At 58.8% G+C, this 11,103-nt stretch carries 11 protein-coding genes; 4 read left to right on the plus strand and 7 right to left on the minus strand.

What is annotated here, in order from left to right; translation table 11 throughout:
• Nucleotides 1–44: 44 nt before the first annotated feature.
• From nusA to uraH, 5 genes are all read right to left on the minus strand, one after another.
• On the minus strand, nucleotides 45–1,604 hold the full coding sequence (nusA, locus tag V8G57_RS23945; protein WP_092399822.1) for a transcription termination factor NusA: 1,560 nt from the start codon (nucleotides 1,602–1,604) through the stop codon (nucleotides 45–47).
• Complete coding sequence (gene rimP, locus V8G57_RS23950; protein WP_092399824.1) at nucleotides 1,601–2,086, minus strand: ribosome maturation factor RimP; 486 nt, start codon at nucleotides 2,084–2,086, stop codon at nucleotides 1,601–1,603. Before rimP ends, nusA begins: the two co-directional genes overlap by 4 nt.
• Before the next feature lie 401 nt (nucleotides 2,087–2,487).
• Nucleotides 2,488–4,440 (minus strand): 23S rRNA pseudouridine(2605) synthase RluB, encoded by a 1,953-nt coding sequence (rluB, locus tag V8G57_RS23955; RefSeq protein ID WP_342831502.1) that lies wholly within the window; start codon nucleotides 4,438–4,440, stop codon nucleotides 2,488–2,490.
• Nucleotides 4,427–5,338, minus strand: a complete 912-nt coding sequence (gene scpB / locus V8G57_RS23960; protein ID WP_092399828.1) for an SMC-Scp complex subunit ScpB — start codon at nucleotides 5,336–5,338, stop codon at nucleotides 4,427–4,429. Before scpB ends, rluB begins: the two co-directional genes overlap by 14 nt.
• Nucleotides 5,339–5,740: 402 nt before the next feature.
• Nucleotides 5,741–6,106, minus strand: coding sequence for a hydroxyisourate hydrolase (uraH, locus tag V8G57_RS23965; protein ID WP_092399830.1), 366 nt, complete (start codon nucleotides 6,104–6,106; stop codon nucleotides 5,741–5,743).
• A 146-nt stretch (nucleotides 6,107–6,252) separates the two neighbouring features.
• On the opposite strand from uraH, the gene puuE reads away from it, so the two are divergent.
• The 4 genes from puuE (at nucleotide 6,253) to V8G57_RS23985 (ending at nucleotide 9,486) form a co-directional block, all read left to right on the plus strand.
• A complete protein-coding gene (puuE, locus tag V8G57_RS23970; protein ID WP_342831503.1) occupies nucleotides 6,253–7,212 on the plus strand; it encodes an allantoinase PuuE in 960 nt (319 codons plus the stop codon).
• Nucleotides 7,213–7,340: 128 nt separating this feature from the next.
• Complete coding sequence (locus V8G57_RS23975) at nucleotides 7,341–8,441, plus strand: porin (protein ID WP_342831505.1); 1,101 nt, start codon at nucleotides 7,341–7,343, stop codon at nucleotides 8,439–8,441.
• A gap of 91 nt (nucleotides 8,442–8,532) precedes the next feature.
• The gene (locus V8G57_RS23980) at nucleotides 8,533–9,279 is read left to right on the plus strand and encodes a class II aldolase/adducin family protein (RefSeq protein WP_342831506.1); all 747 of its coding nucleotides are present in this window, start codon (nucleotides 8,533–8,535) and stop codon (nucleotides 9,277–9,279) included.
• A 24-nt stretch (nucleotides 9,280–9,303) separates the two neighbouring features.
• Complete coding sequence (locus tag V8G57_RS23985; RefSeq protein ID WP_092399838.1) at nucleotides 9,304–9,486, plus strand: 4-oxalocrotonate tautomerase; 183 nt, start codon at nucleotides 9,304–9,306, stop codon at nucleotides 9,484–9,486.
• A gap of 113 nt (nucleotides 9,487–9,599) precedes the next feature.
• Here the strand turns inward: V8G57_RS23985 and V8G57_RS23990 are convergent, their stop codons facing one another.
• Nucleotides 9,600–10,202, minus strand: a complete 603-nt coding sequence (locus tag V8G57_RS23990) for a hypothetical protein (RefSeq protein WP_342831507.1) — start codon at nucleotides 10,200–10,202, stop codon at nucleotides 9,600–9,602.
• 2 nt (nucleotides 10,203–10,204) lie between these two features.
• Complete coding sequence (locus V8G57_RS23995; RefSeq protein WP_342831508.1) at nucleotides 10,205–10,750, minus strand: DUF3304 domain-containing protein; 546 nt, start codon at nucleotides 10,748–10,750, stop codon at nucleotides 10,205–10,207.
• Nucleotides 10,751–11,103: the final 353 nt, after the last annotated feature.

Consider the following 11,103-nt stretch of genomic DNA (forward strand, 5'->3'; position numbering starts at 1 on the left):
TATGTGGCGCGGCAGACGATATCGGAACCTCTCGGATCACTGGATCACTTGGCTTCCGCTATATTCCATGCCTTGGCTTGCAGGGCCTTGGCATGATCATCGTACTTGGCATCGATGAGTTTCATCTCATCGTCGGTCACATCTTTAAACTCGTCTTCAATCAAATGACGCGCACGGTCCGCCGGCAAAGCCAGGATCGCGCCAAATTCGTCATAAGCCAAACCGGCGAACGCAGTCAATGTCTTGACTCCCGCCAAACCCAGCTTGCCGGCGGTAACCCGGTCCATGCCGTCGAAATTGACCAGGGCATCTTCCATGCCTTCCAGTCCTTCTTCCGAGGCAATCGCTTCTGTCACCAACGCATCGCGGGCCCGGTTACGCAGTTCGTTGACGGTGTCTTCGTCAAACGAATCGATTTCCAGCATTTCGGTAATCGGCACGTAGGCGATTTCTTCCAGGCTGGCAAAACCTTCTTCCACCAGGATGTCGGCGACTTCCTGGTCGACGTCCAGCTTTTCCATGAACAGGGCGCGGATCGCAGCGGTTTCCACCGCCGATTTATCGGCCGACTCTTCCGCCGTCATGATGTTGATCTGCCAGCCGGTCAGTTCTGCCGCCAGGCGTACGTTCTGGCCGCCGCGGCCGATGGCGATCGCCAGGTTTTCTTCGTCGACCACCACATCCATGGCATGCTTTTCTTCGTCAACCATGATCGAAGAAACGTTGGCCGGAGCCAGCGCGCCGATAACGAATTGCGCCGGGTCTTCCGACCACAGCACGATATCGACACGCTCGCCGCCCAGTTCGCCGGTCACGGCCTGCACGCGCGAACCGCGCATGCCGACGCAGGTGCCGATAGGATCGATGCGCTTGTCGGCGGTGAAAACCGCGATCTTGGCGCGGACGCCCGGGTCGCGTGCCGCCGACTTGATTTCCAGCGAGCCTTGTTCGATTTCCGGCACTTCCAGCTCGAACAGCTTCATGATGAATTCCGGCGCGGTACGCGACAAGATCACTTGCGGGCCGCGCGCATTGCGGTCGACACGCAGGATGAAGGCACGGACACGGTCGCCGATACGCAGGTTTTCCTTAGGAATCGTCTGGTCGCGCGGCAGACGCGCTTCGATCTTGCCCGACTCGACGATGGCGTCGCCGCGCTCCATCCGTTTGATGGTGCCGGTTACCAGCGAGTCGCCGCGCTCCAGGAAGTCAGCCAGTATCTGTTCGCGTTCAGCGTCGCGGATGCGTTGCAGCACGACTTGCTTGGTGTCTTGCGCAAAACGGCGGCCGAAATCCACCGATTCGATCGGCTCTTCAATGTGGTCGTCGACTTCGACGTCGTCAATCTGTTCCTTGGCTTCGAACAGCAGGATTTCCTGGTCCGGCAGCTGCAGGCCGGCTTCATCCGGCACCACGTGCCAGCGGCGGAAGGATTCGAACTCGCCGGTTTCACGATCGATCGTGACCCGGATGTCGACGTCGCCCTCGTAGCGTTTCTTGGTTGCCTGTGCAAGTGCGTGTTCGAGCGCACCGAACACCACATCACGATCGACGTTTTTTTCATGCGCGAGCGCATCGACCAACAATAAAATTTCGCGACTCATGCTTTGCGACTCCTAAAATCCACTTGCGGCACCAAGTGTGCCTTGTCTACGTCAGCGAGCGTGAAATCCAGCATCGCCGCCCCATCTTTTGTTTCAAATTCGATTTTCAAGTTTTCGCCGTCCGGTTCACCGAGGACGCCTTGAAATGACTTGCGGTGCGCGGCGCCTGGCATCGGCACGCGCAATTTCACAATTGCTTCCTTGCCGGCAAACCGCACATAGTCAGCCAGTTTCTTCAACGGCCGGTCGAGGCCCGGCGATGATACTTCCAGGCGCTCGTACACGACATTTTCCACCGTCAGTACATGCAGCAGCTGATGCGTCACCTTTTCGCAATCTTCTACCGTGATCTGGCCCTGCTCGGCATTTTCAGGCGTAAAGTCGATGTAGACGCGCAACAGCCCACGCGCGGCCTTTTCGAATTCGACCAGCTCGTAGCCCATGCCAACCACGGTTGTTTCAATTAGCTCCAGCAACTGCAAAGCAACTCCTTAATAAAGATCTGCACGTCCGCGCATCCCGCAACCGCATCTCGTTATATTTCCCGCCATTTAAAACCGCTTCAAAACGAAAAGCAAAAAAAAAATGGGCATCTGCCCATCTTCTTATCGTTTGTCATTTCAAGCAGTTTCACGAGATCGGCTGCGAATTAATTTTGCAATCAATTCTTGGGGTGAATCCCATTGATGACTTCTGTTAACTTGTAAATTATAAACGATTAGGCTATGTACCGCAATGCGAGAAATTTGCATTTATTGACAATCAGGCGCCTCAAGGCTCCAAATTGGTCAATAATGCAACACTTTCCAGCTCCTGCATTCCTGTTGCGGCCAAGCCGCAAACCACGGCGCTCACAGGCGCCATGGCTGACAATCCGAATCCATCAACCGCGCGGACGGCGGCGCGGCATTCCCTGCCCGCCGTGCTGGCCGCCGCCTTGGCCGCCTTGGCCGCCATGGCCACCCGCGGCCGACTTGTTAGGCCGCGCCGGACGGGCAAAACCGTTGCCGCCGCCATTGCGCCGCTGGCCGGCATCGGGGAAACCCAGCGCTGTTTGCAAAGGATCGGGCTGGCGGCTGCGCGCCGGGCCGCCATTGCCGCCGCCTTGCGGCCGGCCCTGGTTGCCGCGCGACTGGCCGAAGCCAGGATCACGGTAGACGCCCGGCCCTTGCGGCGAGCTATAAGCGCGGTTGCCGTTAGGCTGGCGATCCTTGTTGAAGTCAGGACGGCCTTGGCCCTTGCCGCCGCCGGCGCCTTGGGCAGCCGGTTTTTCCAGGCCGTGCGCCGCCAGCATGTCGCGCACTGCATTTTCTTCCAGTTCTTCCCAGCGGCCGCGTTTCAAGCCGCGCGGCAGCGTCATGGCGCCGTAGCGGGTGCGGATCAGGCGCGACACGGTCAGGCCGATCGCCTCGAACATGCGGCGCACTTCGCGGTTACGGCCTTCGCCGATGGTGACGCGATACCATTTGTTGATGCCTTCGCCGCCGCCGTCGGCGATCTTCGAGAATTGCGCCACGCCGTCTTCCAGCTCGACGCCGGCCAGCAGCTTCTGGCGCATGCCCTGCTCCAGCTCGCCAAGGGTGCGCACCGCATATTCGCGGTCGATGCCGTAGCGCGGATGCATCAGGCGGTTAGCCAGGTCGCCCGAGGTGGTAAACAGCAGCAAGCCTTCGGTATTGAAATCGAGACGCCCGACCGCCAGCCATTTGGCCGCCTTCATGTTCGGCAAACGGTCGAACACCGATGGGCGGCCGTCCGGGTCGTTATGGCTGACGATTTCGCCGGCCGGCTTGTGGTACACCAGCACCCGCGGCGGACGCTTGCTGACTTTACGCTGCAGCAGCTTGCCGTTGATGCGGACTTGGTCGGTTGGCAAGATGCGCTGGCCGATATGGGCCGGCTCGCCATTGACCGAAACCCGGCCGGCGATGATCAGCTCTTCCATGTCGCGGCGCGAGCCGAGGCCGACATCCGCCAGGACCTTGTGCAATTTTGGTGCATCGTCCTCGGCGGTGAGGTCGCGCCGCGCGCTTTTCTGCGGCTGGCGATCATCCGCCGTGACCAGGGTGTCGAACGATTCGGAGGTAACAAACGAGAATACTTCGTCGGCGTCGCCGCCGCGGGCGCCCGGCTTGCCGCCGCGCGGCCCCTGTCCTGGCTTGCCGTTCTGTGCCTGCGGCTTCTTGCCCTTTTGCGGCCGTTCACGCGCATTGCGTTCGCCGTTGCGGCCAGCGCTGTTGTTACGGTCGCCGCGCTGCTGGCGCGGTTCGCCGCTTGCCGGATTGTCGCCGGCCTGCGCTGCGCCTGGCTGGCCTTCCACTGGAGCAGCATCGCCCGCTTCAACAGCTGAACCGGCCGCTGCCGCCGATTCTTGCGCTCGTTGCGCGGCGCGATTGCTGCGCAGGGCGCGCGGACCGCGCACGCCACGCTTGGCTGGCCGCTCCCTGGCCGGCGTTTCCGATATTTCCTGATTTACAACCATCGGAGCAATAACAGCCGGCACCGCTTCCACTACAAATTCAACCGGAGCACTCGGTTCAACCACGACCTGGACCTTCTTGCGCGGCGCAGCCTTAGGCTTGGCCGGCGCCACTGCTTCGGCGACAACGTCAACCGTGCCGGCGCTGGCATCCGCTGCGGCAACCGCTTTCTTGCGCGGCGCACGAGCCGGCTTGGCCGGTTCTGCAACATCAGCTGCCGCAACAATCGGCGCATCGGCGGCTGCAGCATCGGCTGCCGCAGCAACCTTGCGCGCTCTAGGCTTTTTGGCTGGCTTCGGGTCGGTTGTGGCAGTCAGGTCGACGACCGGTGCATCATTGGAACTAGGTGGGTTCATTATTCAGGTGTTGGTTATGCCGACCTGGCGTGGCTTCATCATCCGATTCGGACGCGTGGTCGTTGGTGTGGGTTTCATTCGATGCAACTGGCTCTATTTGCGAATGAGCAACTTCCCCATCCGCTTCCATCGCATTTTCCGTCTTGACTGTATCTACGACTACATCTTCTGTAGCAGGTTCTGCTGTCGGCAGCTCATCGGCAGCAATCTGGTCTTGCTCATCCTGGCTCAACTGCTCGGACTGGAACTCGTCGGCCGCCGCGTCTTCCGCTTCCAGCGCTGCGGCGGCGTCCAGCACCGCGCTGGCTTCAATGCTCGCTTCCAGCGCCTGCAATTCGAGCAGATTGCCTTCCTGCATGTCATTCCTGGCAACCTGCTGCAGCGGCGGCAGCTGATCCAGCGAGGTCAGGCCGAGATCGTCCAGGAACTGCTTGGTGGTGGCAAACAATGCCGGGCGTCCTGGCACGTCGCGATGGCCGATGGCCTCGATCCAGCCGCGCTCTTCAAGCATCTTTACAGTCTGCGAATTGACGGTCACGCCACGGATTTCCTCGATGTCGCCGCGGGTCACCGGCTGCCGGTAAGCAATGATCGCCAGGGTTTCCATGGTCGCCCGCGAATATTTCGGCGGTTTCTCGGGATTCAGGCGCTCCAGGTAGATCTTCATCTCGGGGCGGCTCTGGAAACGCCATCCGGTCGACAGGGCAACTACCTCGATGCCTTTGTCGGTCCAGTCGTCGCGCAACTCCGCCAGCATGGACTTGATCGTATCTGCATTGATTTCGCCGTCTTCTTCACCGCCTGCCGCATACAGCTTTTTCAAGTCGTTAAGCGACAGCGGCTCGTGAGCACAGAGCAATGCAGTTTCGAGGACTTTCTTGGCCTCAATAATATTCATGTACGACGTAGTTTATTTAAATTTTATTAAAAATTCGCAGAGCTCATGTTCAACGGCAGGCCGGGCCTGGTCAAAGAGAAAGCTGTTGATACTGCCGTCCAGCGCCCGTTAGAGGAGGATTAATGAGGGCGGGGACAATAAGACTTGAATAAGACGGGTAACTGCGCCGCTCGTTCTTTCAATTTTGATCTGACCGGGGCCATGACTGCTGCGACCGATCCTGCTGCCAATCAAAATGTTGAGAGACAGTTTAGCACAAAGCGGATGGGAAGGCGTACCGATCTTGCGGATGTGGTTATTTGACGATAGCCGGCAAGCGGGGGAATCGGCCGCTTTGCCGGGAGGCTGCCGGCGCCAGGAATGTCGCCGGCTGGCAAGAAAGTTGCTTAATTGGCTGCTTGATCAACTGCCACGATAGGTCGAGTAGGACCAGGGCGAAACTACCAGCGGCACATGATAATTCTGGTCAGGATGGGCAATCCCGAAAGCGAGCGTGACGCGGTCGACAAAACGCGGGCTTGGCAGGTCGATGCCTTGCGCAGCGAAATAGTCGCCGGCCGAGAACACCAATTCATATTGGCCGGCCTGCATTTCCTCGCCCTGCAGCAAAGGTGCGTCGACCCGGCCGTCCTGGTTGGTCACGGCGCTCTTGAGCAGGTTGCGGCCGGAGGAACTGACCGCATACAGTGCAATCTTGACGCCGGCGCCCGGCTTGCCCTGGGTAATATCCAAAACGTGTGTACTTAATTTTCCAAAGGCGTTTCCCATGGCATTTCCCTATATCGATTAGTTGAAAACGAGTATCGATCAAATGATATACCGCAGGGTCCAGGTCAATATACTATCCGGCATATATTAATCATGGCTGCAGCACACATAATCCAGAACACCAGATCAATACTCCAGGCCAAGCAATGACTATCAGCTCCGACCCTAATTATCCACGCGACATGACCGGCTACGGCCGCACGCCGCCGCACCCGCAATGGCCGAACCGGGCCCGGATCGCCCTGCAGTTTGTCCTCAACTATGAGGAAGGCAGCGAAAACTGCGTGCTGGACGGCGACGCCGGCTCGGAAACCTTCCTCTCCGAAATCATCGGCGCCCAGAGTTTTCCGGCCCGCCACATGAGCATGGAATCCCTGTACGAATACGGTTCACGCGCCGGCGTCTGGCGTTTGCTGCGCATGTTTGAAGAGCGCCGCCTGCCTTTGACCGTGTTCGGTGTTGCGCGCGCGCTACAACGCAACCCGGAAGCGACTGCCGCATTCCAGCAACTCGGCCACGAAATCGCCTGCCACGGCTTGCGCTGGATCAGCTACCAGAATATCGATGAAGCGACTGAACGCGCCCACATCGCCGAAGCCGTCGCCGTCATCAAGCAACTGACCGGCAGCGCCCCGCTCGGCTGGTATACAGGCCGCGACTCGCCCAATACCCGCCGGCTGGTGCTGGAGCACGGCGGCTTCAGCTACGACGCCGACCACTACGGCGACGACCTGCCGTTCTGGGAACAGGTCAAGGTCAGCAACGGCAGCGGCGAAACCGTGGTCAAGCCGCAGCTGATCGTGCCTTACACGCTGGACACCAACGACATGCGCTTCGCCGCCATGCAAGGATTCAATTCCGGCACCCAGTTCTTCGATTACCTGAAAGACGCTTTCGACGTGCTGTACCGCGAAGGCGATCCGCACGGCCTGAACCAGCCGAAAATGCTGTCGGTCGGCCTGCATTGCCGCCTGGTCGGCCGTCCCGGGCGCGCCGCCGCGCTGGCGCGTTTCCTCGATTACGTGCAGAGCCACGGCCAGGTATGGATCACCCGCCGCATCGACATCGCCGACCACTGGCGCGCGACCCATCCATTTATTGCGTAACGTTTTTTCAACCCGCCGTGGCGGTTCCACGGACCTTGCTTGAACACGGACGCGTGTTGTTTCAGATGAATAAAACCAGAAGTCTATTTTCCACTTATCTGCCATCTTATAAAAATCAGGAGACAGGGATGCACCCATCTAAATACAGATTGAGAACACTGCAAATTGCCGCCGCCCTCGGCGCGGCGGTCGCGCTGCCGGCAATGGCGCAAACGTCGGTCCAGGTCACCGGCCTGGTCGACACCTACGTCGGCTCGATGAAATACAGCGGCGACACGGGACGCACCAGCGTCGTCAACAGCGGCGGCCTGACGACTTCCTGGATCGGCTTCAAAGGCACCGAAGACCTCGGCGGCGGACTCAAGGCGAAATTCAACCTGACCTCGTTCTTCCGCGCCGACACCGGCCAGGTCGGCCGCTTCGACGGCAACGAAACCATGTTTTCGCGCGACGCCAACGTCGGCCTGATCGGCAACTTCGGCGCCGTCTCCCTCGGCCGCGACCTGGCGCCGAACTTCCTGCCGTCGATCCTGTTCAACCCGTTCGGCGATTCGTTCCAGCTGTCGCCGCTGATCCTGCACCTGGACGTGCCTTGGTTCAACGCTTCCGGCTGGACCAGTTCGCTGGCGGGCGATACCGGCTGGAGCAACGAAGTCATCTACACCACGCCGGATTTCGGCGGCCTGAAAGCCAACTTCCACTACCAGTTCGGCGAGCAGGCGGGCAACAACGGCAAGAACAACATCGGCGCCAACGTCTTGTATTTCCACGGCCCGCTGGCGCTGACCGCCTATTACCAGCGCGTCAAGGTCAACAATCCGCTGGAACTGTCGCCGGGCAATGTGCAGCCGTCCACCAACATCCCGCTGCCAAGCGGCATGTTCGCAGCGCGCCAGTCGGCATGGTTCCTCGGCGCCACTTACGACTTCACGGTGGCGAAACTGTTTGCGACCTACGACCAGACCTCGCATGACATCGACCTGAAAGACAAGACGCTGCAGCTCGGCACCAGCATCCCGCTGGGCCAGGGTGCGGTGCTGGCCTCGTGGGCCAATACCAAGCGTTCCGGCGCCGCGGTGGGCGAATCGCTCAAGCGCAATACGGCATCGCTGGGCTACGACTACAATATGTCGAAGCGCACCGACCTGTATGCGATCTACATGTACGACAAGATCACCGAGCAAACCGTCGGCAACAGCATCGCCTTCGGCATCCGCCATCGTTTCTGATGTCCCGGTAAGCTGATACAGTAGCTGCAACATCACCCGATGCGCGTCGATCGCTTAGCCGATCGGCGCGCATTTTAACGTTTGGATTCCTATGCCGGCAGACTCCACCATCAGCAGCGCCGAATGGCAGGTACGCCAGGACCTGGCGGCCTGCTATCGCCTGTGCGCCCTGCAACATTGGGACGACCTGATCTACACTCACATCTCCGCTTCGGTGCCGGATGAACCGGGGCATTTCCTGCTGAATCCATTCGGTTATCGTTTTGATGAAGTGTGCGCGTCGAACTTGGTCAAGATCGATGGCCAGGGCCGCATCGTCGGCAATTCTCCTTACCAGGTCAACGCAAGCGGTTTCGCCATCCACGGCGCGGTGCATGCGGCCAGGCCGGATGCCGTGTGCGTCATGCACCTGCACAATGTCAACGCCGTGGCGGTCAGCGCCCTGGCCGACGGCCTGCTGCCGCTTTCCCAGCATGCGCTGCGCTTTTATGAACAGATTGCCTATCACGACTATGAGGGCTTGGCGCTGACACCGGCTGAACAGCAGCGCATGGTCGAGCTGCTGGGCCAGCTGCCGGCCATGCTGCTGCGCAATCACGGCAGCCTGGTATGCGGCCGCACCGTGGCCGAAGCCTACGTCCTCATGGATACACTGGACAAAGCCTGTGAAATCCAGCTCAAGGCCCATGCCGGCGGCGGCAGGCTCAACTTGCCGCCGCCGGAGATCTGCAGCAAGACGCGCGACCAGCTGCTCGGCGACGGCGGCCCCGAGGGCCTGCTGGAATGGCCCGCCCTGCTGCGCCGGCTGGACGCCATCGATCCCAGCTACCAACACTGATCATTTTTTACAGGAAGGATTGCCATGCCGACTTTTAACGTACAGCTGTTCGAAGGCCGCAGCGCCGAGCAAAAGCGCGCTTTCGTCAAAGCCATCACCGAAGTCACTTGCCAGACACTGGAATGCGGCCCGGAATCGGTGGACATCATCATCCAGGAAGTCAAGCGCGAAAACTGGGCTACCGCCGGCAAGCTGTGGTCTGAATGAGTTTGCAAAGCGCCGCGATATAAAAAAAGGAGCTGCGGCAGCGTGGTTCCTTTTCCATTTACGGCTGCTTCGATCGGACAAATTCGCCGATCTCCTTGAGTGCGGGATCCCGATCAAGCGCGGCGGGCATACATGGAATTGAGGCGTATGTCGTCGCCGCGATACACGGCGCGGTAGCGCAGGTAACCTTGTCCTTCAACGTGCTTGCGCCAACCCTCGCCACCCAGTTTTTCGAGGAATCCGGCATAAGAATCATGCACCATGTCGTCGTAAAATCCCCCAACCGTGGGAGATACTTTTATCTTCTGGATCGAGCGATAGATTTCTACGACATTCTCGCTGTAACGATCCCGCCCAAACCGATCGCCTGAATCCCTACGCCATAGCCGCTTCATCATATCGATCTGGTCGGCGAATACCACTTGTCCCTTCCGGTAATAATCCAGGCTATCTTGCTCCTTCAGGTTGCCGGCATTGTCGCGCACCTGGATTTTCCCCACGGCCTGGGCAAATTTGACGCTATACAGGCGCTCGAAACCGTCCGCCATGGTGACCATATGGCGGAAGGCCAGGTACATCAAACCATGGGCCTGCAATTGTTTGTCAATCGCGAGATCCTTGGAGATGTCGCAATTGGAAAAATACTTCTCCACCGAGGAACGTACACTTGGACAGACTACTTGGGCCGGTTCGAGACCGGACTTTGCATTCGTCATGTTTATTTCCCCTTGCCTGGTTCAGGTTTTTCATCAGGAAGCGGAACATAATCCGGGGCTGGGCCGCGTGGATAAGCTGGTCCTGGATAATCAGGGCTACCAGTACCCTCACCGGCATACCAAATTTCAACGCGATGTCCTGGCAGAAAATGGACTACCAAACCATAGCCATCCCCAGGGGGAACGGCAAAATGCACTGGTACGGTAGCCTCGTGCCAGCGTTCTTCCGTGACCGCCGTGCGATAAGTTTTCCATTTCACGATCACCATGGTGGGAGTGCTGGTCGTATGCGGAAGACTCACACAACACACGGTCGAGCCTCCACCACCCCAGCCGTCATATAAAACTCCGCCCCATTGGCCGTTGATATAGAAGTCTCCAATTCCGATACCCTTGCCATAGTGCGACACTGCCGAAACGGTGACGCCAATCTTTCCTTCTGCTATCAATCGGTTTGATCCCGCACCAGCACAGGCGCTTAACAGCAATGCCAGGAGTGCCGGCAATAACCAACGCAATAATGCAGATTTAAAGAAATTATTCGTCATCTGATTTCTCTTGGCGGTGATTTTCCATGTACTTCCCCTGCACTTGGTTTTGGTGCGGAGGATTCTGGCACAGGAAAATAATATTATCAAATGAACATTTAATGTTATTTAAATAACATAACAGCAATGGGTATTTCAGAGACTACCGCCGGCAAGCCGCGGCTTGCATGAATGGATAAAGCATCGACCCATAAAAAAAAGGAGCCGAAGCTCCTTTTGCCCATTTGCATTTGCCTGAATCAGACAAATGCACCGATCTTCTCGACCACCGCATTGCGCACCGACCCGCTCACCACAAACGACTGCGCCACCGCGATATCGTTGTGGAACCAGCGGTCGCCTTCCAGGCAAGC

This window comes from Collimonas rhizosphaerae, from assembly GCF_038896935.1.
GTDB lineage: Bacteria > Pseudomonadota > Gammaproteobacteria > Burkholderiales > Burkholderiaceae_D > Collimonas > Collimonas rhizosphaerae.

Bases quoted from the DNA above. Each gene is read 5' to 3' on its own strand.
- nusA (WP_092399822.1), bottom strand. From the start codon at position 1,604: ATGAGTCGCGAAATTTTATTGTTGGTCGATGCGCTCGCGCATGAAAAA.
- rluB (WP_342831502.1), bottom strand. From the start codon at position 4,440: ATGAACCCACCTAGTTCCAATGATGCACCGGTCGTCGACCTGACTGCC.
- scpB (WP_092399828.1), bottom strand. From the start codon at position 5,338: ATGAATATTATTGAGGCCAAGAAAGTCCTCGAAACTGCATTGCTCTGT.
- uraH (WP_092399830.1), bottom strand. From the start codon at position 6,106: ATGGGAAACGCCTTTGGAAAATTAAGTACACACGTTTTGGATATTACC.
- puuE (WP_342831503.1), top strand. From the start codon at position 6,253: ATGACTATCAGCTCCGACCCTAATTATCCACGCGACATGACCGGCTAC.
- V8G57_RS23975 (WP_342831505.1), top strand. From the start codon at position 7,341: ATGCACCCATCTAAATACAGATTGAGAACACTGCAAATTGCCGCCGCC.
- V8G57_RS23980 (WP_342831506.1), top strand. From the start codon at position 8,533: ATGCCGGCAGACTCCACCATCAGCAGCGCCGAATGGCAGGTACGCCAG.
- V8G57_RS23985 (WP_092399838.1), top strand. From the start codon at position 9,304: ATGCCGACTTTTAACGTACAGCTGTTCGAAGGCCGCAGCGCCGAGCAA.
- V8G57_RS23990 (WP_342831507.1), bottom strand. From the start codon at position 10,202: ATGACGAATGCAAAGTCCGGTCTCGAACCGGCCCAAGTAGTCTGTCCA.
- V8G57_RS23995 (WP_342831508.1), bottom strand. From the start codon at position 10,750: ATGACGAATAATTTCTTTAAATCTGCATTATTGCGTTGGTTATTGCCG.